The following is a 22154-nucleotide window of genomic DNA, read 5'->3' as shown; positions in this document are numbered from 1 at the left end:
TCACTCCGTCACCTCGAACAACCCGTGGGCGCCGTTCTCGCCGTGCCGGAAGTCGTGGTCGACGAAGGGGTAGGTGCCCGGCTCGGGGAAGACGGTCTCCACGAAACCGCCCTGCGCGGGCGCCAGGTCCAGCGCCTGCGCGCCCCCGTCGTCACCGGGGCGCAGGCGGTAGGCGCCCTCCTTGTAGACGGTGTCGAACCGCGCGCCGACCACGTGCAGGGAGGTGCCGCTGGTCGGTCCGGCCGCCACCGCCCAGATCCGCACCCGCTCCCCGGCGGCGGCCTCCAGCGGCGCGTGGTCGTATCCGGCGGCGGTGCCGTTGAACACCCAGGCGTCGGGCTCGCCCGCGTCCATCCGCGCGACCTGCTCGGCGCCGCCCGGCTCGCCCAGGTACAGCTCACCCTGCACCAGCAGGTACTCGCGGTCGACCGGCTCCAGGTCCGGCGGGTCGACGACCACCGCGCCGTACATGCCGTTGCCCAGGTGCTGCAGCATCGGCGCGGTGGAGCAGTGGTAGAGCCAGGCCCCGGCCATCTCGGCGCGGAACCGGTAGGTGAGCCGCTCGCCCGGCCGGATCGTGCGCATGGGCTCGTCGGGGGCGAGGCTTCCGGCGTGGAAGTCGATGCCGTGGCCCATCGTGCCGTCGTTGACGAAGGTCACGGTGAACACGTCGCCGACCCTCCCGCGCAGCACGGGGCCGGGCACGCTGCCGTTGAACGTCCACATGCTCTGGCGCACTCCGGGGGCGACCTCCAGTTCGGTCTCCTCGACCCGGATCTCCACCTCGTGCTCGGTACCGCCCGGCGCGGGCTCCAGCACGGCGTCGTAGGGCCGCCAGTCGGGGCTCATCTCCCCGGACAGGTCCAGGTGGGCGGACTCGGCACCGCTGACGGAACCGTCCGCGGCGCTGTCCGTCCCCGCGTCGGAGCCCTCGCCGGTCTCCACGCGCATGTCCATTCCGGCGGCGCGGTGCCCCATGACGGTGCACCAGCCCTCCATCGGGCCGGTGACCACGCCGACCTCCAGCACGGCGCTCTGCCCCGGATCGAGCATCGGGGTGCGCGCGCCGTTGTCCAGGTACAGGTCGTGCGCCTGGACGTCGTCGTTGCGCACGCGGAGCACCAGTTCCTCGCCGATGTCGACACTGACCACGCCCGGGTCGATCGTCATGTTCCCGAGGCTCACCTCCACGGTGCGCGTCCCGCCGGTGGCCGCGACCGGTTCGGTCTCGGTTGCGGGGCCGAGCCCGCTGCCCGCCACCCCGATCGCGACCGCGCTCAGCGCCGCGCCGAGCGCCGTCCCGACCACCGCGGGGGAGGGGGTGTGCCAGGTGAGGCCGCGCGAGCGCAGGAACGCCGCCGCGAGCAGCGCCACGGACACGGTGAGCCCGGCCAGCAGCAGCGCCCAGGCGGACGTCTCCGCCCACGGCGGCACGGGCAGGACGGTCAGCGGCACCGCCGCGTTGACCGCGATCAGGCGCGGCAGCCACCACCGCTCCACCAGCGCGGTGCCGCGTTTCACCGTGGCCGGTCCGCCGCCCAGCACCACCGGGAGCAGGAACATCAGGGAACCGAGCAGCACCTGGCCGACGAAGCCGACCAGGACCGGCGGCAGCAGCGTCCCGAGGGCGTCGGCGACCGCGTGCGCCGGATGGGTCGCGACAACCGCGACGTCGGCGGCGAGAATGATGGCGAACCAGCCGGTTCCGGCCGCCACCGTCCACGAGGCTCCGCTGTGCGGGCGTCGCTGCCGGGCGGTGCGCAGCAGTGGGACGAGAGCGAGCACGGCCGCCGCCGCGTACAGCGCCAGCCCGACGACGGCCGCCCAGCGTATTCCGGCGGTCAGCGCGCCGACCGCGCCGACCAGTCCGACGGCGGCCAGAGGCAGGGACCGGCGCGCCCACGCGGACGTGCCCTCGACGATCCGGGTGCGCAGCACCGTCGGCCACAGGGTGAACAGCGTGCCGAGGACGGCCAGACCCACCCAGCCCAGCAGGTTGGCGTGGACGTGCGCGGCCAGCAGTCGCTCCTGCCACACCTGCGGCAGTGAGCCGGAGACCAGCACCGCCCCCAGGGCCGCGCCCACCGCCAGCGCCGCCCCCGAGCAGATGTACCAGCGCGCCAGGTAGGAGAAGCGCCCGTGCAGCGCGGAGCGGGAGCGGACGGCGAGCACGGCCGTGTGCCCGACGGCGACGCCGACGACGAGCACCGCGCCGCCCACCGCGACCGCCGGGACGCCGCCCACCGCACCGGCGAGGACGGCCGTCACCCCCGTGTTCAGCACCGCCAGCCGCAGCCCCGACCAGCGCGGGCGGGGCGGGGGCAGGCGCAGCAGCGCGACGGCGAAGTGCTCGCTCCAGGTCACCGCGGCGTTGGTCACCGCGCCGAGCAGGAGCAGGTGCACCGGGAGCCAGCGCGGCAGGGCGAGCGGGTCGCCCAGTGCCGCGGCGGCCAGGGCCAGGGCGAGCCACACCAGCACCACCGCGTTGGCGCGGGCGTGCCAGGAGGAGCGCCGGGGCGGGCCGCCGGGGAGCGGCTGCCGAGGAGGCGGTTCCAGGCGCACGTCCGTGGAGGTCATGACGGCTTCCTCACGGGGGTCGGATCGGAGGGGGAGAAGGCGGCCTCCGCTGACGGGGGCGGAGCGGTCCCCCCGGCGACGCGCAGCTCGGCGACGCAGCGGTCGGGTTCGGCGAACGGGCGCAGCCGCACCGCCTCGACCGGCGCGCCCAGTTCGGCGAGCGCGCCGCGCATCATGCCCAGGTGGACGCCGCAGACGATGTCGGGGGCGTTCTCGGCGAGCTCCCGGAACGGGCAGCGGTGCAGGTCGATGCCCTCGGCGCTGCGCCGGGGCCGGAATCCGGCCCGGTCCAGCAGCGCCGTCACCGAGCGGATCGCGGTGTCGGCGTCCACCCGGTCGGGCGGCCCCGCCTCGCGGACCGCCCGACCGCCCTGCCTCCGTCCGGCGGCGATCGCCGCCGCGGCGTGGTCGGTGTCCAGTTCGGAGAGGTAGGCGACCAGCGTCTCGGCCAGCAGCCGGTAGTTGCGCGAGGAGCCGTCGTCGACGTCGGCCGCGGAGTACAGCAGGCGGGGCCGTCCGGGGCGCCCGCGCTCCTCGGCGGCGCTCACCACGTACCCGCGTTCGGCGAGGATCGCCAGGTGGCCCCGCACGGTGTTGGCGTGCAGGCCGACCCGGTCGGCGATCTCTCGGACGGTGACCGGGCTCCGGGCGGCGCGGACGGTCTCCAGGACGGCCACCCGGCTCACGTCCGCGAACACCCGGTGCTCCCCGGGGTCGATGCCCCGAGACCCGGGGACGTCCCTGCTGTCGGTTGCCACGGCCCCAGTTTAAATACGGTCTCGGCCGTAAAAAATCCGGGGGAGCACGCGGGACCTTGGGCCCACCCCCCGACCGGCGTCCACCGAGCTCAGCGGTCCTGTGTGACCTGGCACGCCGACCGGGCCAGGGACCTTCGTCCCTCCGGCCGTGGACGCTCGGCCTTTCCGTTCCTCGGAGGGGGACTGATGGGGTGGGGGCACCGGCTCCCCGCGGCCGACGGTCCGCGCCGCCGCGGTGACCGGATCGAGACCGGGTCCACGTTTCACCCCGGCGCGACGTGGGCAGACGCGCCCGCCAGGTCTGGCCGCCGACAGGCGGCCACGGGCGACGCAGACCAAGAAAGGTTGTTTCGCGTGACGAACCCCGCAGAGCCCCCCGGCAAGGCACCGCCCAGGCCGGCCCCGGCCCTGGACGGCCCGGTCACCGAGGCCCTGCTGCGCACCCGCCGCTTCCTGCGCCCCCGGGAGGTCTCGGCGGACCTGCGCACCGAGCACCGGGTCGGCGGCCGCGACGCCGACACCTTCTACCGGGACCGGTGGAGCCACGACAAGGTGGTGCGCTCCACCCACGGCGTCAACTGCACCGGGTCCTGCTCGTGGAAGGTCTACGTCAAGGACGGGATCATCACCTGGGAGGGGCAGCAGACCGACTACCCGTCGGTGGGACCGGACCGCCCCGAGTACGAGCCGCGCGGCTGCCCGCGCGGCGCCGCCTTCTCCTGGTACACCTACTCGCCCACCCGGGTGCGCTACCCCTACGTGCGCGGCGTGCTGCTGCGGATGTACCGCGAAGCCAGGCAGCGCACCGGCGACCCCGTCGCCGCCTGGGCCGACATCGTCTCCGACCCCGAGCGCGCCCGCCGCTACAAGGCCGCCCGCGGCAAGGGCGGACTGGTGCGCGCCACCTGGGAGGAGGCCCTGGAACTGGCCGCCGCCGCCCACGTGCACACCGTCAGGGAGTTCGGCCCCGACCGGATCGCCGGATTCTCCCCGATCCCGGCGATGTCGATGGTGTCGCAGGCCGTCGGCTCCCGGTTCTACTCGCTGATCGGCGCGGCGATGCTGTCCTTCTACGACTGGTACGCCGACCTGCCCGTGGCCTCCCCGCAGGTGTTCGGCGACCAGACCGACGTGCCGGAGTCCGGGGACTGGTGGGACGCCGGATACCTCATCATGTGGGGCTCCAACGTGCCGGTGACCCGCACCCCCGACGCGCACTGGATGGTCGAGGCCCGCTACCGCGGCCAGAAGACGGTCGTCGTCTCCCCCGACTACGCCGACAGCACCAAGTTCGCCGACGAGTGGGTGCCCGCCCAGCCCGGCACCGACGGCGCGCTGGCGATGGCGATGGGCCACGTCGTGCTGAGGGAGTTCTTCGTCGACCGCACCACGCCCTACTTCGACGACTACGTCCGCCGCTACACCGACCTGCCGTTCCTCGTCCGCCTCGACGCCCACGGCGACACCCGGCGGCCCGGCAAGTTCCTCACCGCCGCCGACCTCGGCGACGACGGCGAGCACGCCGCGTTCAAGACTGTGCTGCTCGACGAGAACACCGGCGAGCCGACCGTGCCCAACGGCTCCCTCGGCTTCCGCTACTCCCAGGAGGGCGAGGGCCGCTGGAACCTCGACCTCGGCGAGGTCCGGCCGAGCCTCAGCCTGTACGGCCCCGACGCCGACACGGCCACCGTCGAACTGCCGCGCTTCGACACCCCCGACGGCTCGGCGGACACCCTGCTGCGGGGCGTGCCCGTCCGCGAGGTCGGCGGACACCTCGTCACCACCGTCTTCGACCTGCTGCTCGCCCAGTACGGGGTGGCCCGCGACGGACTGCCCGGCACCTGGCCCACCGGCTACGACGACGCCACCCAGCCGGGCACCCCCGCCTGGCAGGAGGCGTTCACGGGCGTGCCCGCGCGCCAGGCCGAACGCATCGGCCGGGAGTTCGCCGCCAACGCCGAGGAGACCCGCGGCCGCTCCATGATCATCATGGGCGCCGGAGCCAACCACTGGTTCCACTCCGACACCATCTACCGGACGTTTCTCACCCTGACCACGCTCACCGGCTGCCAGGGCGTCAACGGCGGCGGCTGGGCGCACTACGTCGGCCAGGAGAAGGTGCGGCCCGTCACCGGCTACACCCAGCTCGCCGGAGCGCTGGACTGGTCGCGCCCGCCCCGCCAGATGGTGCAGACCGCCTACTGGTACCTGCACACCGACCAGTTCCGCTACGACCACTTCGGCGCCGACGCGCTGACCTCCGCCAACGGCCGCGGGCTGTTCGCGGGCAGGACGGTCGCCGACGTCATCGCCCAGTCCGCGCGGATGGGCTGGATGCCCTCCCAGCCCACCTTCGACCGCAACCCGCTCGACCTCGCCGACGAGGCCAAGCGGGCCGATCTTCCGGCGGGCGAGTACGTGGTGCGGGAGCTCAAGGAGGGGCGGCTCCGCTTCGCCTGCGAGGACCCCGACGACCCGCGCAACTTCCCGCGCGTGCTCACCGTGTGGCGCGCCAACCTGCTCGGCAGCTCCGGCAAGGGCAACGAGTACTTCCTCAAGCACCTGCTGGGCACCGACGCCGCCGTACGCGCCGAGGAGGCCCCGCCCGACGCGCGGCCCGCCGACGTGGTCTGGCGCGAGCAGGCCCCCACCGGCAAGCTCGACCTGCTGCTGTCGCTGGACTTCCGGATGACCAGCACCACCCTGTTCTCCGACGTCGTGCTGCCCGCCGCCACCTGGTACGAGAAGCACGACCTCAACACCACCGACATGCACCCCTACGTGCACCCGTTCAACCCGGCCATCGCGCCGCCCTGGCAGACCCGCACCGACTTCGACGCCTTCACCTCGCTCGCCCGCGTCTTCAGCCGCCTGGCCGCCGACCACCTGGGCACGCGCACCGACGTCGTCGCGATGCCGCTCACCCACGACACCCCCGACGAACTGGCCAACCCGCACGGGGTCGTCCGCGACTGGAAGGCGGGGGAGTGCGAGCCGGTGCCGGGCAGGACCATGCCCAAGTTCATGGAGGTGGAGCGCGACTACACCGCGGTCGCCGACAAGATGGGCGCGCTCGGCCCGCTGGTGGACCGGCTCGGCGCCACCACCAAGGGCGTGACCTTCAACGTCGAGCGGGAGGTCGACTACCTGCGGCGCAAGAACGGCACGGTCCGCGGCGGAGTCGCCGACGGCCGCCCGTCCCTGGCCCGCGACGTCCACATGTGCGAGGCGATCCTGGCGCTGTCGGGCACCACCAACGGCCACCTCGCCACCCAGGGCTTTCGCACCATGGAGCGGCGCACCGGAACCCGGCTCGCCGACCTCGCCGCCGAGCACGAGGGCAAGCAGATCACCTTCGCCGACATCCAGGCCGCGCCGGTGCCCGTCATCACCTCGCCCGAGTGGTCGGGCAGCGAGAGCGGCGGACGCCGCTACTCCGCGTTCACCATCAACGTGGAACGCGACAAGCCCTGGCACACCCTCACCGGCCGCCAGCACTTCTTCCTCGACCACGACTGGATCGCCGAGATCGGCGAGAACCTGCCGGTCTACCGGCCGCCGCTGAACATGCAGGCGCTCTTCGCCGAACCCCGCGTCGGCGAGACCGGGGAACTCGGGGTCGCGGTGCGCTACCTCACCCCGCACAACAAGTGGTCGATCCACTCCGAGTACCAGGACAACCTGCTGATGCTCAGCCTGTCGCGGGGCGGACCGACGATCTGGATGAGCGTGGAGGACGCCGCCAGGATCGGCGTGCGCGACAACGAGTGGATCGAGGCGGTCAACCGCAACGGCGTCGTCGTGGCCCGCGCCATCGTCTCCCACCGCATGCCGGAGGGGACCGTGTACATGTACCACGCCCAGGACCGGCTCATCGACGTCCCCCGCTCGGAGACCTCCGGAAAACGCGGCGGCATCCACAACTCGATCACCCGCCTGCTCGTCAAACCCAGCCACCTCATCGGCGGCTACGCCCAGCTCTCCTACGCCCTCAACTACCTCGGACCCACCGGAAACCAGCGCGACGAGGTGACCGTGATCCGCCGACGCTCCCAGGAGGTGCGGTACTGATGCGCGTCATGGCGCAGATGGCAATGGTGATGAACCTGGACAAGTGCATCGGCTGCCACACCTGTTCGGTCACCTGCAAGCAGACCTGGACCAACCGCAGCGGCACCGAGTACATCTGGTTCAACAACGTCGAGACCCGCCCCGGCCAGGGCTACCCCCGCACCTACGAGGACCAGGAGCGCTGGCAGGGCGGCTGGAAGCTGAACAAGCGGGGCCACCTCGTCCTCAAGGCGGGCAGCAGGCTGAAGAACCTGCTCACCGTCTTCGCCAGCCCCAAGATGCCGTCCATCCAGGACTACTACGAACCCTGGACCTACGACTACGAGACCCTCACCAACGCGCCGCTGCAGGAGCACACCCCCGTCGCCCGCCCCAAGTCGCTGATCAGCGGCAAGGACATGGACATCTCCTGGAGCGCCAACTGGGACGACAGCCTCGCCGGCGCCCCCGAACTCGCCCAGGACGACCCGGTGCTGAGCAGGGTGTCCGACAAGATCCGCCTCGAGTTCGAGCGGACCTTCATGTTCTACCTGCCGCGCATCTGCGAGCACTGCCTCAACCCCTCCTGCGCCGCCTCCTGTCCCTCCGGGGCGATCTACAAGCGCAGCGAGGACGGCATCGTCCTGGTCGACCAGGACCGCTGCCGGGGCTGGCGCAAGTGCGTCACCGGCTGCCCGTACAAGAAGGTCTACTTCAACCACCGCACCGGCAAGGCCGAGAAGTGCACCTTCTGCTTCCCCCGCGTCGAGGTCGGCCTGCCCACCGTGTGCGCCGAGACCTGCGTGGGACGGCTCCGCTACATCGGCCTGGTGCTCTACGACGCCGACGCGGTCCTGGAGGCCGCCTCCGTGGAGAACGAGCGCGACCTGCTCGACGCCCAGCGCGGCGTGCTGCTCGACCCCCACGACCCCGAGGTGGCCCGCGAGGCCGAACGCGCCGGAATCCCCCGCGACTGGATCGACGCCGCGCGGCGCTCGCCGATCTGGTCGCTCATCAACCGCTACCGGGTGGCGCTGCCGCTGCACCCCGAGTACCGCACCATGCCGATGGTCTGGTACATCCCGCCGCTGTCTCCCGTGGTCGACGCGGTCGCCGAGACCGGTGAGGACGCCGAGGACCGCGGCAACCTCTTCGCGGCCATCGAGGCCCTGCGCATCCCCGTGGAGTACCTCGCCGAACTGTTCACCGCCGGAGACCCCGCCCCGGTCACCGACGTGCTGCGCCGCATGGCCGCGATGCGCTCCTACATGCGCGACATCAACCTGGGCCGCGACGCCGACGAGTCCGTCCCCGCCTCGGTCGGCATGACCGGCGAGGAGATCTACGACATGTACCGGCTGCTCGCCCTCGCCAAGTACGACGAGCGCTACGTCATCCCCCCGGCCCACGCCGAGCAGGCGCACGGACTGGAGGAGCTCGCCACCGAGTGCAGCCTCGACTACGAGGGCGGCCCCGGCATGGGCGGCTGGGGTCCGTTCGGGGAGAGCTCCGGCGGGACCACGCCCGTCGCCGTGGAGAACTTCCACGCGCTCAAGCAGCGCCAGACCACCGACACCTTCGTCGACCCCGAGAGCCGCGAGGAGCGCGTCAACCTGCTCAACTGGGACGGCAAGGGCGGCGCCGAACGGCTGTTTCCGCCCCGCCCCGGCCAGGAGCGCGCCGCCCCCGAACTCATGGAGGGCACCGACCCCGGTGGAGAAGCGGAGCCGAAGCCGTGAGCCGCCTGCCGCGCGCCCTGCGCCGCCACCGACTCTCCGAGCGCGACCGCGCGCTCACCCACCGGATCGCCGCGTTCGTCCTCGACTACCCCGACGAGCGGCTGCTCGCCGACCTGCCGCTGCTGCGCACGGCGACGGCCGAGCTGCCCGACGCCGTGCGCACCGGACTCGGCGAGATCCTCGACCACCTGGAGCGCACCCCGCCGCAGCGGCTCGCCGAGGACTACGTCGCGATCTTCGACCTGCGCAGGCGCTGCTGCCTGCACCTCACCTACTACGCCTACGGCGACACCCGCAAGCGCGGCACGGCGCTGCTGTCCTTCACCCACGCCTACCGCGCCGCCGGTTTCGACCCGGTCACCGACGAACTCCCCGACCACCTGTGCGTCGTGCTGGAGTTCGCCGCCACCGTCGACCCGGACGCGGGCTCCCGCCTGCTGCTGCAGCACCGCGCCGGACTGGAGCTGCTGCGCCTGGCGCTGCTGGACTCCGGCTCCCCCTACGCGGGCGCGGTGGCGGCGGTCAGCGCCACCCTGCCGCCGCTCACCGGCCGCCTGCGCGACGCCGTCGCCCGCCTCGCCGCCGAGGGGCCTCCCGGCGAGGAGGTCGGCCTGGAACCCTACACAACCGTGGACTACCGGAAGGCGCACGTATGACCAGCACACTCGACCTGGTGCTGTGGGTCGTCATCCCCTACGCCTGCCTGGCCGTGTTCGTCGTCGGCCACTACTGGCGCTACCGCTACGACAAGTTCGGCTGGACCACCCGCTCCTCGCAGCTGTACGAGGACCACCTGCTGCGCTGGGGCAGCCCCATGTTCCACTTCGGCATCCTCGCGGTGTTCCTCGGCCACGTCATGGGCCTGGGCATCCCCAAGAGCTGGACCGAGGCCGTCGGCATCACCGAGGGCGTCTACCACGTCCTGGCCGTCGGCATCGGCGCGGTCGCCGGGTTCTGCACCCTGGTCGGCATGGCCATCCTCATCTACCGCCGCCGCACCGTCGGCCCGGTGTTCAGCGCCACCACCCGCATGGACAAGGTCATGTACCTGGCCCTGGCCGTGGTGATCGTGCTGGGGCTGGCCAACACCGTGGGCGGCAACATCATCGACCACTACGACTACCGCGAGGGCCTGTCGGTGTGGTTCCGCGGCCTCTTCCGCTTCGACCTGCACCCCGAACTCATGGCCGAGGCGCCGCCCACCTTCCAGGCGCACGGGCTCACCGCGTTCCTGCTGTTCGCGCTCTGGCCGTTCACCCGCCTGGTGCACGTCTTCAGCGCGCCCGTCGGCTACCTGTGGCGCCCCTACGTCCCCTACCGCAGCAGGGAACCCCGCCTGGGCGGCCGGGCGCGGCGGCGCGGCTGGGAGCGCGTCGGCGAGGGCGGTCCGCGGTGAGGACGCGACCGGAAGCGGGCACCGTCAGGCGGGGCTCGGCGGGTGTCAACCTCGCCCTGGCCACGGCCGCGTTCACCCTGCTGTTCTGGGCGTGGAACCTGATCGGACCGCTGGCCCCCGCCTACAGCGCGGAACTGGGGCTCGACCCCACCCAGACCTCCGTACTGATCGCCTGCCCCGTGCTGGTCGGCTCCCTGGGGCGCATCCCCGCCGGAGCGCTCACCGACCGCTACGGCGGCCGGGTGATGCTGGCCGGGATCTGCTTCGTCACGGTCGTCCCGGTGGTGCTGCTCGGCGTGTTCGGCACCTCCTACCTCCTGCTGCTGGTCTTCGGGTTCCTGCTGGGCATCGCGGGCGCGTCGTTCGCGGTCGGCGTGCCGTTCGTGAACTCCTGGTACGCGCCCGAACGCCGCGGCTTCGCCACCGGCCTGTTCGGCGCGGGCATGGGCGGCACCGCGCTCTCGGCGTTCCTCACCCCCTACCTCGCCGAGGCGGTCGGGCGGGTCCAGACCCACCTGCTCATGGCGGCCGCGCTGGCGGCGATGGGCGTGCTGGTGCTGGCGGTGTGCCGCACCGCCCCCGACCGGCGGCCGTCCGCCCAGCCGATCCTGCCGCGGATGCGCGAGGCCCTCGGCCTCAGGGCGACCTGGCAGAACATCCTGCTCTACGCGGTGGCGTTCGGCGGGTTCGTGGCGTTCTCCACCTACCTGCCGACGCTGCTCAGCAACGACTACGGTTTCTCCCAGACCGAGGCCGGACTGCGCGCCGCCGGGTTCTCCCTGGTCGCGGTGGTCGCCCGGCCGGTCGGCGGCATCCTGTCGGACCGGGTCGGCCCGGTTCGGGTCTGCCTGACCTCCTTCGTCGGCACCGCGGCCATGGCCGTCGTGATGATGCTGGACCTGCCGCCGGAGATCCCCGCGGGGACCGTGTTCGTGCTGATGGCGGCCTTCCTCGGACTGGGCACCGGAGGCGTTTTCGCGCTGGTCGCCAGGCTGGTGGAGCCGTCCCGCGTGGGCACCGTGACCGGCATGGTCGGCGCGGCGGGCGGACTCGGCGGCTACTTCCCGCCGCTGGTCATGGGGGTCGTCTTCCAGGCCACCGGCGCCTACACGGTCGGTTTCGCCCTGCTGGCGCTGGTCGCCCTGGGCACGGCGGTCTACACGGCCCGGGCCTTCACCGACGTGGAGTGACCGGAGTCGGCGGCGGTCCCGTCCGACCGGACGGGACCGCCGCGGGCGTGCCGGGCCCCTCAGCCCCGCAGGGAGTCTTCCGGGAAGGACCCGTTACCGGCGCGCGCTCCGCGTCTTCCGGTGTCCCACCGTCATTCCGTAGGCGGGCCGCCGGGGGGTCTTGTCATGGGTGAAGAGGTCCACCAGTTCGTGGACCAGGTTGAGGGGGTTCTCCCAGGCCAGGCGGAAACCGCCGGAGGCCGATCGCCCCTGCTGCTGATCCTGCTGCCCCTGGCCTTGGCCGTCCTCCAACTCCAGTTCGTACTTGTTGCCGCGCTGCCCCCGCCTGTCGTCGTCCGGTCTGCGGTTGGAGCCGTTGTTCTCGGGCCCGCGCTCGGTGCCGTTGTCGTTGCCCTTGTCGCCCCTTCTGCCTCCGCCCGGCTTGCCTCCCCTCACCTGGACGATGTCGGGTGGGGAAGCGGACGTGGCCGGGACGGACACGCCGCTGTCCGCGGCCAGGGGCTGGAAGGCGCTGTCGTGCTCGTCCCCGCCCGGACCGAGCCGACCGGACGGGGCGAACTCGACGGAGAGCGGTCTTGCCGCCGCTGCGACCATCGCTGTCCTCTCTGCTGCTGTCGTGGGCTCAGGTGCCCAGCAGGACGCCCTGCTGGAGTTGCGGTGCCTTGTCGTCACCGCTGTAGGCGGAGGCGATCGGGGTGAACCCGGCCATGACGACGCCTCCGCCGGGGGAGTCGCCTCTTGCGTTGTTCCTGTCGTCGCTGCGGCCCTCGTCCCTGCCGTCCCCGGCGGCCGCCAGGCTTTTGATCGCGGCGAGGAGCAGCCCCGCCACGACGCCGATCCCGCCCATCGCGGCCAGGTCACCGAAGAGGTCGCCGGGGTCGGTCCCCCGCCGGTCGTCCGAGTCCCGGCCGCCCGGGCTCTGCGCACGCTCCTCCGACTCCTCGGAGGAGTTCCCGAACACCTCGTCGATGACTCTCCCGCCCGCCTCGACGGGGTCGAACGGGTCGAATCCCAGCTTCTTCTCGGCGAAGTGGCCAGCCGTCGACATGGGGTCGAGCGGGTTGTAGCCGAGTTTCTCCTCGGCGATGATGCCGACGATCCCGGTGGGGTCGAGCGGGTTGGGCAGCAGGCTGCTGACGGCGTCCGACGCGAGATCCGACGCGAAGTCCTTGCCGCTCTGCCGCAGCGAACCCCGGATCCCCTGCCGGACTCCCTGTCGGACCCCGGCCTTGACACCCTGCCGGACGAGCATCCTGGCGCCCACGGAGAGCGCGGCTCTGCCCGCGATGCCGGCGAGCAGTAGCGGAGCAGGCATCTCCCACCTCCTTCTCCTTCTCGGTTTCCGGTTCTCCACCGTCCGGGCCGCACCGCCCGGAACGGCCGCCGCCCTCTCAGCGGAGGAACGAGACGTGCACGTGGTCGTAGTGGTTCTCGGTGTTGCTTCCGCGGTTCTCCATCTGCCTCCAGCAGCTCCGCGCGAACGACTCGGGGGTGGTCTCGTCGACACAGAGCGGATCCTCGAAGCCCGGGTTCGGGTTCCAGATCCGCTGGTGCCAGATGAGGTACTTGACCCCGATCTGCTCGTGGTTGCGCATCAGCCAGCGGGAGAGTTCGAACCCCAGGGCGTTCTGCTCGGCGGTTCCGGCGCTCCTGTCGACGTTGGTCATGAAGTCGCAGGCCTGCCCGGTCCCGTGGTCGGGCGGACCGGGCCGGTAGCAGCCCCGCCACCCGGGGCGGTCGAACTCCGGGTAGTTGGCGAGGACGGTCCGGTAGGCGTTGCAGGTCAGCTCGGTCACCTGGCCCGCGGTGCCGCAACCGACCAGGGAACCCGGCGGGATGTCGTCCGCGTGGTAGGGGATGTCACCGGAACGGAAGCCGCCGCCCGCGGTGCCCACGTTGTAGGTGTCGATCACCTGCACCCCGGTGACCAGGGCGAAGAGCCCGGTGAAGCAGACGGCGGCGCCCGCGCCGAGGCTCATCCTGCCCGTGTCGGCCGACCGCCGCCGGAGGAGACGCCGGAGGAGGCGGGTCACGTCAGAGCACCCCCTCGTTCCGCAGCTCTTCCAGCCGTTCGGTGTCGGTCACGCCGATGACCAGCCACTCGCCTCCGTCCTCGCGCAGCGAGACCTGGACGTCGCCGAGGTCCAGAAAGTCCCGCCCGGCCGAGGCGGTCTCCTCGGCGCGCAGGGACAGTTCGAGGGTGACGAGCGCGGTGGCGATCATCGGGGCTCCGGTCACCTCGGCGACTCCCGACGTCGGACGGCCCCACTCCGCGAGTCGACGCACCGCCGTGCCGGCGGCCGACCCCTCGACAGAGGCGTGCCGCGCGTACTCGGGGGCCGCCGTCTCGCCCAACCGGTCGAAGTAGTCCTCCTCCGGTGCCTCGGGGGCGAACGTGCCCATGGCCCGCCCGTGCTCGACCGCGGTGGCCAGCGCCCGTTGGAACTCCGCCTCGGTCAGCGGAAGGAGGTCGCGCATCGACGTCCCGGCCGTCTCGGCGCCGCCTCCGCCGGTGAGGCGGGTGAGGGCGAAGGCGGCGAGCAGGAGGAGCGCGGCGACGACCGCGCCGGTCGCCACCCGCTCGCGGTGGAACAGGAACAGGTCACGCATACCGTTGCGCCCTTCTGGGGTGGGGGCGGTCGCATGGACCGCGGAGGGCTTCCGGGAGGTCGGGCGGCGGCACGTCACACCTCCTCGGTGGTGTCGCCGGAGGGGAAGAGGTGGCTGAGCCGGATGATCCTGAGAATCGGGTCGCCCTGCGGCCACAGTCCCGAGTTGAACTCGTGCTCGTGGATCTGCGCGTGCAGCGGCACACGGGAGCTGTACGCCTCGATCACGAAGAGCTTTCCGTCCCGCCGCCCGGTCACCATCGACACGTGGGTGGGGGAGCTTCCGCTGCCGGTGAGGATCATGTCGCCGGGCTGGGCCTGGTCCAGGGAGGGAACCGTCCGGGCCTCCTCCATGCGGAACATGGTGTGCGTGGTCCAGCGGTGGTCCAGGTACCGCTTCGGCAGTCCGGCCGCACGGTAGGCCTCCAGGAGCAGCCCCGAGCAGTCGTAGCCGGTGGGGCCGACCCCGCCCCAGATGTAGGGCTTGCCGGTCTGCGCCCGCGCGTACTCGATGACCCTCTCGACGGCGCTGCCGTTCGGCACCTGGGCGCAGTCGGTCCGCACCCCGTTGGGCGGAGCGACGGTGAAGTCGCCGCTGCGGTACTGCGCGGCCTTGCCGCTGACCTCCACCTGGTAGGTTCCGCCGACACCGGAGCCGTGGTAGCGGCCGACGGCCCACTCGATGCTGTGGCCGCGGTCCATCCAGTAGCGCAGGAAGCCCGCGGCCGAGTGCACGGCGTCGGCCGGGTCCCAGACGTTGACCCGACCGTCGCCGTTGCCGTCGATGCCGAACCACTGACCGTTCGTGCCGGGTTCGTGCTCGCGTTCACTCGCGGGCTGGTCCGCCTCACCGCCCCAGGTGTTCGCGGCGTCGCCCATCGGACCGCCGGTCAGTCCGGTGTCCGGGTGCCTGATGCCGAACTGGAGGGGGCCCGCGGCTCCGGCCGGGTTGGCGGTGCCGTACACGATGCCGCTCGGCAGCCGCCCGTAGGCGTTGTAGTCGAGAGTGTCGGCGATACGGCCGTGGTTGGTCTCGCGCCAGGAGAGAGCGGCGACGTACTCCCACGGGACGTCGAAGCGCTTCCCGGCCTCCTTGATGTGCTCGAGGAAGTTCTCGGGAATCGAGTCGGGGTCGGCCTCCCCGGTGAAGCCGCCCAGCGAGGTGGCGCAGCCGCCCGTGCCGCCGGTGAGCCCCAGGTAGCCGAGGATGTGCTCGCCGCCGACCACGAACGTGACCGATCCCAGGAGGAGGGAGGCGGCCAGACCGTAGGAGAGCGTGCTGCGTCCCAGGTCGTTCGGGCGGGCGGGGCGCGGTCGGCGGCGCACGGCACGCCACAGCCCCCGCAGGCGCGACTCCGCTGCCGCAACGCCCATGTCAGCCCGCCCCCGAGTCACCGAGGGCCGCGTCGTAGAAGCCGGTGACCAGCCAGGAGTCGCCGTGCAGGACGAGGGTGGCCGCGTACTCGAACCGCCGCTCGGTGGAGCCGGACACGGTGACGTCGGCGCGTACCAGGTAGGTGACGCTGTCCGTGGAGAGGGCGCGGATGCCGGTGACCTCCGCGGCGACGGCGGTCTCCGCCGTCCCCTCGGGAGGCTCCCCGACCGACGGCGGGAGGATTTCCTGGGCTGTCAGCAGGTCGGCGTACTCGGGCACGGCCAGTTCCGTGATCCGCTGCTCGCGGTCGCCGTCCGCTCCGAAGAAGACCTCGGTGAACTCCGTGGCGACCGCGGCCGCCCGGCGGAGTTCGGATTCGGAGTTGGGCAGCAGGGCGGCCACGTCGGTGCTCTCCGTGGGGGAGTCGGCGCCGTCTGTGGGGGAGGAGGACGGCGCGGCGGAGGGCTCGGCGGGGTCGCCGCCGCCGAGGATGCGCGTCACGGACAGCCCCACGGTCAGCACGACGACCGCGATGGCGGCGACAACGAGGACCGCACGCCGGGAACTGCTGTCGAGGTTGCTCACGATCGCCTTTCGTCGGTCCTGCTCACGACGGCCGACAACCGGTCACGGCGTCGGCCGGGGGAAGAGGTCCGGGCGCGCACCGCGCGCTCCTGTCGTTTCTCGGCCGTTCTCCCTGTCCGTTTCGGTCGCGGCGAGCGGGAAAGCGCGGTTTTCCATCCGGCTGTTCGGGTCGCCACCATCATCGGATTCCGTTTCCCCCGTTTCGGTTCTGTCAGGATTTGGCCGGAAGTGGCCAGGAGGCTTTTCTGAGGAAGTGGAACTTCTGTGTCGCGGTCCGCATCTACGCGGGAGACGCCGGGCGTCCCGAAAAATGTCCGGGGCGTCGGGTAATCCGTTGTGCACGATGAGGAGGTGACCGTCGTGGTGGTGGCACTCGGCCGTCGGCTGGGCCGGGAGTCCGGAAGTCGTGGCGCCCCGGTGAAGGCGGTTCCGGACACGGCCGAATCCGTGGACGCGGTCCTGCTCGGCTGCCACGGCGGTGCGGGGACCAGCACGCTGGCGACTCTCCTGGGCACGCCGTGGGATCTGGGCGGCTACACGCCGCAGACCCAGCGGATCGAGACGTTCGGTCGGCCGCTGCTCCTGGTCACGAGAGACAGCGCGCCGGCCTCGGCTCGGACGGTCGAGGCCGTGACCGGGCTCAGCGGATCCGGGGCGGCCATTTCCTGCCTGGTGGTCATCGCCGACGGTTCCGGCCCCGAACCCCGCGAGGCGGCGGTGCGGTTCCGGCTCGTCGAGGACCGGGTCGGACGGATCGTGCGGTTTCCGTTCGTCGCGGGGCTGCGTTACGCCGACACCGCGGACGCGGACAAGGTCAGGTTGCCGAGAAAGGCCGAACGCGCTCTCGCGGAGATCCGTGAGGTGTGCGCGGCGACGGGTTCGGCAGCGTCGGACACGAAGGGACGAGAAGAGTAAACATGAATCTGCTGCTCTACGGATTCACCAAAATGCAGACGAGTTCCACGACGGCGCCCAGTGTGGACATCAGGAACAGGGACTGGGGAGAAGGAATCGAGCTGCCCACGGACGCGCTCGCGTCCATCGACACCCTCTTCTCCTGGGGCCGCGGTGTCGTCGTGGTCATCGGCATCATCGGCGTGCTGTTCTGCGCCGGAAAGATGGCGGTCGGCAAGTTCGGCCGATCCGACCTGGCCGCCGAAGGCGTGGGCGGCCTGGTGTGGACCATCCTCGGCATCTCGCTGATGCTGATCGCGGTTCCACTGATCACAGCCCTGCTTCCGGCGCTCAGCACCGAAACCTGATCCGTCCCCGACCCCCGTGGCGGATACCGCCGTGCCGTGGCCAGAGGCTCTCCGCGTCGGCCACGGCACCCAGACGACGAGGAAGAGACCGTGCCCATCCTGCTGAATGCGTCGGTGCGCGTGCAGGCCGCGGCGATGAGAGCGACGGAGGCGGGCGGTGTCCCGCTCACGCAGGTCTGGACCCCCGAACCGCAGCTTCCGACCAGTGTCCTGCCACCCCTCGAGCAGATGCTCGCGTGGGGTCGGGGAATCGTCACCGTCATCGCCGTCATCGGCGTCCTCTACTGCGCCGGGAAGATCGTGGTCGGCAGACTCGGCCGCTCCGACGTGGCGGTCGACGGCGTGGGCGGCCTGCTGTGGATCGTCATGGGGATCCTCCTCATGATCGCCGCCACGTCGATCGTCCTGGCGCTGCTCTCGGGGAGCGACCCGGACGCCGTACCGGACGTCGTGTTCGTGTGAGGGAGGAGAAAGTGGACGCCCCGACCGCCCCCGTCCTCGCCGCGCCCCCCTGCGGAGCCGAGGACGCGACATGGCAGACGTGCGGGAACACCATCCTCGGCTGGGTCATGGGCCTGGGAGCCGTCATCGCGATCATCGCGCTCCTGATCATCGCCGGGAAGATGGTGCAGGCGAACCTCACCGGTGACCCCTGGATCGCCGCCCGCGGCATGGGGGAGCTGCCGTGGGTGCTGCTGGGAGTCGTCCTGCTGATGACCGCGGCCCCGCTCGTCACCCTGCTGCTGGGCGCATCCTCGGGCAACGCCTTCGACACCTGGTACTCCTACCTGGAAGTCCACCTGGACTCCAATCCGGTGCCCATGCCCACCCTGGACCCCTCCCCCTCCGGCCCGACGGGCGTCTGACCGAACCGGTCCCCGGCGCACCGGCTCCGAGGCCCCGCCCGGCGGTTCCGTGCCCCGGAAGGCACCACCGAAGCCACGACTAGGAAGTGCAATGGCCAGTCTCGAAGAACTGTCCGAGGACATCGGTAGACTGATCGCGCCCGCCATCGAGACGGTCTTCAAGTTCCTCTGGAACAACCCCATGGTGGACAACACCGGCGGCATCCAGAACAGCGAAGGAATCTCCGCCTTCCAGAACCTGGTCTTTCCGCTGGTGACACTGCTGGCCACGGCGGGGCTGCTGGTCGCGGCGATCCGGCTGCTGTGGTACCGGCGCCTGGACCCGATGATGGACACGGTCAAGGGACTCCTGGTGCTCGTCTTCACCACGTTCGCCGGGGTCTTCGTCATCCAGGGGCTCGTGGACTTCGGTAACGGACTGGCCGAGTACATGCTCAGCCAGGGGGTCGCGGGGGACTTCGGGGCACGGCTCTCCCAGGATCTGACGGGCATCCCCGAAGGGGGGATCATCGCGGGTCCGTTCCGGATGCTGCTCAGCGTCATCATCGGGATCGCGGTCGTCGTCGGCGCCACGATCCAGATCGTGGCGCTCTTCTACACCCAGGGGGTCGTCTACATCTGCGCGGCCGTACTGCCGCTCGCGGCCAGTGCGGCGATGATCCCGGGGCCGGGAACCACCATCTTCTCCAAGATCATGGGATGGCTGCTCGGTTCCATCCTGTACAAGCCGGTCATCGCGCTGATCTACGCCCTCGGCTTCATCTTCTACTACGAGTCGAGCGGAGACGAGGACGGAGTCTTCCAGTACTTCCTCGGCGTCGCGCTGATCCTCATCGCCACCGGCGCGCTGCCGATGCTGTGGAGCCTGCTCGGCACGGTGGCGACCAAGCTGACCGGAGGCGCGGTCGCCTTCGGCGCGGCCGGTGCCGTCGCGGGCGCAGGCGGCGGCGGAGGCGGCGGCTTCGGCGGCACCGGGTTCTCGGGAGCCGGCAACGCCGCGCAGGGCTCCGGCGTCGTGAGCCGGGCCGCGGCAGTCGACCAGGGACTGCCCTCGGCGACGACCGTCGCGGCGACCGGAGGTGCGGGCGCGACGGGAGCGGCGGCGACGGGAACGGCCGCGCTGGGCGGCGCGGGCGCGGCGGTGGGCGGACCGGCCGACGGCGGCGCGGCACAGACCGGTGGCGGAGTCGACGAGAGCGGCTCCGCGGAGGCGCAGAGCGGTGCGGTGCTGCCCGCGGGCGCGGAGAACAGCGACACGGCCGGGGCCTCCGGAAACGGGGGAACCGGTACCGCCACTCCCGGAGGAGCGGCCCGGACCGCAACGCCCGGAGCGGTTCCGGCCTCGACCGGCGGGTGGGGGTCGTCTCCGGTTGCGGCCGGTGCGGGGGGAGGTGGTGTTTCCGCTGATGGGGGCGGGAGTTCCGCTGTCACTCCCACCGGGGTGACCGGCGGCGCCCCCGCTGTCACTCCCACCGGGGCGACCGGTGGTTCGGGAGCGCCCGGTGGGGGTGCGGCGGCCTACGCCTCGGACGGCGGGTCCTCGTCGGGGGGTGCGGCGGTCACCCCGGCGGGTGCGGCCCAGTCGGGCGGGTGGGGGTCGTCTCCGGTTGCGGCCGGTGCGGGGGGAGGTGGTGTTTCCGTCGATGGGGGCGGGAGTTCCGCTGTCACTCCCACCGGGGTGACCGGCGGCGCCCCCGCTGTCACTCCCACCGGGGCGACCGGTGGTTCGGGAGCGCCCGGTGGGGGTGCGGCGGCCTACGCCTCGGACGGCGGGTCCTCGTCGGGGGGTGCGGCGGTCACCCCGGCGGGTGCGGCCCAGTCGGGCGGGTGGGGGTCGTCTCCGGTTGCGGCCGGTGCGGGGGGAGGTGGTGTTTCCGTCGATGGGGGCGGGAGTTCCGCTGTCACTCCCACCGGGGTGACCGGCGGCGCCCCCGCCACCACCCCCACCGGGGCGACCGGGGGATCCGGGGGCGCGGTCAGCGGCGGCCCGGAACCGTCGACGCCCAGTGGAGCGGGCCGGACCGACAGCGGAGGAGGCACCCCCGCGGACGGAGCCCCGGACTCCGGCGGAACAGACCCGCCGCCGAACCCCCCGGCACAGCAGGCCCCGGCACCGGACACCCCGGCGCCGCCCCCTGCCACCGACGGCGCCGTGGACAGCAGCCCCTCCCAGCCCACCGGCGCCCTGGACCACCACTCCTCTCTGCCCACCGGCGCCGGTGACCCCGGTGATCTCCCCGACGGTGCGGTCTAGACCCCAAGGACGGAGAAGATGACACAGCGGACCTACGGCGGGTGGCGCCGCAAACGCAGCATCGGACTGCTCGGTCTGGGCTTCACCTCGACGATGCTCCTCATGGCCAGCCTGATCCTGCTCATGCTGGTCGCGTTCGTCAACCAGCGCTACGCCGGCTACCTCGTGCCCCCCCTCGTGGTGGTCTTCGCCCTGGCCCTCGTCCCGGTGCAGGGTACGTCTCTGCTCGGATTCGTGCTGACCCGCGTCCGCTGGTGGTGGGCGACCGTCCTCGGACGCACCCGCTACCGCGCCGGAGTCATGGTGGAGCACCCCCGCGCGTTCCAACTGCCCGGCGTCCTCGCGCCCGTCACCCTCCTCTCGGTCGAGGACGGCCGCAACGGCAGGTTCGGCATCGCCTGGAACCGCCGCCTCGGCCACATGACAGCGACCCTCCTGGTGTCCTCCAACTCGGTGTGGCTCGCCGAGGAGAGCGACGTCGACACCTGGGTCGCCAACTGGCACAACTGGCTCGCCGGATTCGGCTACATGCCGTGGGTGCCGTGGATCGCGGTGACCGTCGAGTCGAGCCCGGACCCCGGAGCCACCCTGCGCGGCCAGATCTCAGCCGAGGTCGACCCCGACTCCCCCGAACCGGCCCGCCGCATCCTGGGCGAACTGGTGTCCCTGGCCCCCGCGGTGAGCGCCCAGGTCGAAACCAGGGTCTCCATCACCTTCGACCCCCGCCGCTTCCCCACCAACCCGAAAGGCCGGATGGAGGCCGCCGCGGAGGTGAACAACTTCCTCAACCAGATCGAGAACGGACTGGGCGGCTGCGGTGTCAGCGTGGTCGGACGGGCCACCCCCGAACAGCTCGTCGCCACCGTCCGCAGCGCCTACGACCCGGCCGCCCGCGGCGTGATGGCGCAGATGCTCGACGCCGAGAAGGACGGAATCGAGACGGCCAACTGGTCGGAGGCCACACCGGTCGCCGCCGAAACCCTGCACGACCGCTACATCCACGACAGCGGCATGAGCGTGGCCTGGGTCTGGCAGCAGGCGCCGCGAACCCACGTGACCAGCACCGTCCTGTCGCAGTTGCTCACCCCCACCCGGTGGAACAAGCGGACGACGCTGCTCTTCCGCCCCTGGCCCGCCTCCTCCGCGGCGCGCGCCCTGGAAAGCCAGAACACCGCGGCCCAGTACAAGAGCGAACTGTCGGCCCGGGTCCGGCACCGGGTCAGCGCCCGGGACAGCCAGGACCTGGCCTACGCGCGGCAGGCCGCCCGTGAGGAGACCATGGGCGCCGGCCTGGTGCAGATGAGCCTCTACACGTCGGTCACCGTCGAAAGCCCCGAGGAGTTCGACCGCGCCGTCTCCCACACCGAGTCCTCCGCCGAGACGTCGCGGATCCGCCTGCGCCGTGCGTGGGGCGCGCAGGACGTCGCGTTCGCCACCACGCTTCCGCTGGGAGTCTGCCCTCCCTACCTCGCCCAACGGAACTGACCCCACCC

General features: G+C 72.1%; 19 protein-coding genes. 11 read left to right on the top strand and 8 right to left on the bottom strand.

Annotation, left to right across the window (positions count from 1 at the left end; all coding sequences use genetic code 11):
* Both NI17_RS17355 and NI17_RS17350 read right to left on the bottom strand, forming a co-directional pair.
* Window positions 1-2577 (bottom strand): multicopper oxidase domain-containing protein, encoded by a 2577-nt coding sequence (locus NI17_RS17355; RefSeq protein ID WP_084012394.1) that lies wholly within the window; start codon window positions 2575-2577, stop codon window positions 1-3.
* Window positions 2574-3335, bottom strand: a complete 762-nt coding sequence (locus tag NI17_RS17350; protein ID WP_084012395.1) for a helix-turn-helix transcriptional regulator — start codon at window positions 3333-3335, stop codon at window positions 2574-2576. Before NI17_RS17350 ends, NI17_RS17355 begins: the two co-directional genes overlap by 4 nt.
* 354 nt (window positions 3336-3689) lie before the next feature.
* On the opposite strand from NI17_RS17350, the gene NI17_RS17345 reads away from it, so the two are divergent.
* The 5 genes from NI17_RS17345 to NI17_RS17325 are packed head-to-tail and all read left to right on the top strand — an operon-like array spanning window position 3690 to window position 11710.
* A complete protein-coding gene (locus NI17_RS17345) occupies window positions 3690-7406 on the top strand; it encodes a nitrate reductase subunit alpha (RefSeq protein WP_267887162.1) in 3717 nt (1238 codons plus the stop codon).
* On the top strand, window positions 7406-9124 hold the full coding sequence (gene narH / locus NI17_RS17340) for a nitrate reductase subunit beta (RefSeq protein WP_068688080.1): 1719 nt from the start codon (window positions 7406-7408) through the stop codon (window positions 9122-9124). The genes NI17_RS17345 and narH overlap by 1 nt, the downstream gene beginning before the upstream one ends.
* Window positions 9121-9780 carry a nitrate reductase molybdenum cofactor assembly chaperone gene (narJ, locus tag NI17_RS17335; protein ID WP_119267917.1) on the top strand — a complete coding sequence of 220 codons (660 nt, stop codon included), beginning with the start codon at window positions 9121-9123 and terminating at the stop codon, window positions 9778-9780. The genes narH and narJ overlap by 4 nt, the downstream gene beginning before the upstream one ends.
* Window positions 9777-10520 carry a respiratory nitrate reductase subunit gamma gene (gene narI, locus NI17_RS17330; protein ID WP_068688082.1) on the top strand — a complete coding sequence of 248 codons (744 nt, stop codon included), beginning with the start codon at window positions 9777-9779 and terminating at the stop codon, window positions 10518-10520. The genes narJ and narI overlap by 4 nt, the downstream gene beginning before the upstream one ends.
* On the top strand, window positions 10517-11710 hold the full coding sequence (locus tag NI17_RS17325) for a nitrate/nitrite transporter (RefSeq protein WP_119267918.1): 1194 nt from the start codon (window positions 10517-10519) through the stop codon (window positions 11708-11710). Before narI ends, NI17_RS17325 begins: the two co-directional genes overlap by 4 nt.
* A gap of 93 nt (window positions 11711-11803) precedes the next feature.
* Here the strand turns inward: NI17_RS17325 and NI17_RS17320 are convergent, their stop codons facing one another.
* From NI17_RS17320 to NI17_RS17295, 6 genes are all read right to left on the bottom strand, one after another.
* On the bottom strand, window positions 11804-12304 hold the full coding sequence (locus tag NI17_RS17320; RefSeq protein ID WP_068688083.1) for a hypothetical protein: 501 nt from the start codon (window positions 12302-12304) through the stop codon (window positions 11804-11806).
* A gap of 28 nt (window positions 12305-12332) precedes the next feature.
* Complete coding sequence (locus NI17_RS17315) at window positions 12333-13025, bottom strand: hypothetical protein (RefSeq protein ID WP_068688084.1); 693 nt, start codon at window positions 13023-13025, stop codon at window positions 12333-12335.
* Window positions 13026-13101: 76 nt separating this feature from the next.
* Window positions 13102-13743 (bottom strand): VldE C-terminal domain-containing protein, encoded by a 642-nt coding sequence (locus NI17_RS17310; RefSeq protein ID WP_068688085.1) that lies wholly within the window; start codon window positions 13741-13743, stop codon window positions 13102-13104.
* 1 nt (window position 13744) lies between these two features.
* Window positions 13745-14320 (bottom strand): hypothetical protein, encoded by a 576-nt coding sequence (locus tag NI17_RS17305; protein WP_068688086.1) that lies wholly within the window; start codon window positions 14318-14320, stop codon window positions 13745-13747.
* Window positions 14321-14394: 74 nt separating this feature from the next.
* A complete protein-coding gene (locus NI17_RS17300; protein WP_068688087.1) occupies window positions 14395-15693 on the bottom strand; it encodes a C40 family peptidase in 1299 nt (432 codons plus the stop codon).
* A gap of 1 nt (window position 15694) precedes the next feature.
* Window positions 15695-16279: a hypothetical protein gene (locus NI17_RS17295; protein ID WP_068688088.1), complete on the bottom strand. Its 585-nt coding sequence runs from the start codon at window positions 16277-16279 to the stop codon at window positions 15695-15697.
* 336 nt (window positions 16280-16615) lie between these two features.
* Here NI17_RS17295 and NI17_RS17290 point away from each other — a divergent pair, with 336 nt between their 5' ends.
* From NI17_RS17290 to NI17_RS17265, 6 genes are all read left to right on the top strand, one after another.
* The gene (locus tag NI17_RS17290; RefSeq protein ID WP_243597535.1) at window positions 16616-17194 is read left to right on the top strand and encodes a hypothetical protein; all 579 of its coding nucleotides are present in this window, start codon (window positions 16616-16618) and stop codon (window positions 17192-17194) included.
* A gap of 2 nt (window positions 17195-17196) precedes the next feature.
* Complete coding sequence (locus tag NI17_RS17285; protein WP_234401639.1) at window positions 17197-17541, top strand: hypothetical protein; 345 nt, start codon at window positions 17197-17199, stop codon at window positions 17539-17541.
* A 90-nt stretch (window positions 17542-17631) separates the two neighbouring features.
* Window positions 17632-18003, top strand: coding sequence for a hypothetical protein (locus NI17_RS17280; protein ID WP_084012396.1), 372 nt, complete (start codon window positions 17632-17634; stop codon window positions 18001-18003).
* A gap of 11 nt (window positions 18004-18014) precedes the next feature.
* Complete coding sequence (locus tag NI17_RS17275; protein WP_068688089.1) at window positions 18015-18407, top strand: hypothetical protein; 393 nt, start codon at window positions 18015-18017, stop codon at window positions 18405-18407.
* A 91-nt stretch (window positions 18408-18498) separates the two neighbouring features.
* Window positions 18499-20661, top strand: a complete 2163-nt coding sequence (locus tag NI17_RS17270) for a hypothetical protein (RefSeq protein WP_243597534.1) — start codon at window positions 18499-18501, stop codon at window positions 20659-20661.
* An 18-nt stretch (window positions 20662-20679) separates the two neighbouring features.
* Window positions 20680-22146, top strand: a complete 1467-nt coding sequence (locus NI17_RS17265) for an SCO6880 family protein (RefSeq protein ID WP_119268018.1) — start codon at window positions 20680-20682, stop codon at window positions 22144-22146.
* Window positions 22147-22154 lie beyond the last annotated feature (8 nt).

It is taken from the genome of Thermobifida halotolerans (genome assembly GCF_003574835.2).
Lineage (GTDB): Bacteria > Actinomycetota > Actinomycetes > Streptosporangiales > Streptosporangiaceae > Thermobifida > Thermobifida halotolerans.
The sequence above is the reverse complement of the archived record's forward strand: the minus strand, read 5'-3'. Positions and strand labels throughout refer to the sequence as shown.

Coding starts and splice junctions, on each gene's coding strand:
- NI17_RS17285 (WP_234401639.1), top strand. CDS start 17,197: ATGAATCTGCTGCTCTACGGATTCACCAAAATGCAGACGAGTTCCACG.
- NI17_RS17320 (WP_068688083.1), bottom strand. CDS start 12,304: ATGGTCGCAGCGGCGGCAAGACCGCTCTCCGTCGAGTTCGCCCCGTCC.
- NI17_RS17300 (WP_068688087.1), bottom strand. CDS start 15,693: ATGGGCGTTGCGGCAGCGGAGTCGCGCCTGCGGGGGCTGTGGCGTGCC.
- NI17_RS17305 (WP_068688086.1), bottom strand. CDS start 14,320: ATGCGTGACCTGTTCCTGTTCCACCGCGAGCGGGTGGCGACCGGCGCG.
- NI17_RS17315 (WP_068688084.1), bottom strand. CDS start 13,025: ATGCCTGCTCCGCTACTGCTCGCCGGCATCGCGGGCAGAGCCGCGCTC.
- narI (WP_068688082.1), top strand. CDS start 9,777: ATGACCAGCACACTCGACCTGGTGCTGTGGGTCGTCATCCCCTACGCC.
- NI17_RS17265 (WP_119268018.1), top strand. CDS start 20,680: ATGACACAGCGGACCTACGGCGGGTGGCGCCGCAAACGCAGCATCGGA.
- NI17_RS17355 (WP_084012394.1), bottom strand. CDS start 2,577: ATGACCTCCACGGACGTGCGCCTGGAACCGCCTCCTCGGCAGCCGCTC.
- NI17_RS17270 (WP_243597534.1), top strand. CDS start 18,499: ATGGCCAGTCTCGAAGAACTGTCCGAGGACATCGGTAGACTGATCGCG.
- narH (WP_068688080.1), top strand. CDS start 7,406: ATGCGCGTCATGGCGCAGATGGCAATGGTGATGAACCTGGACAAGTGC.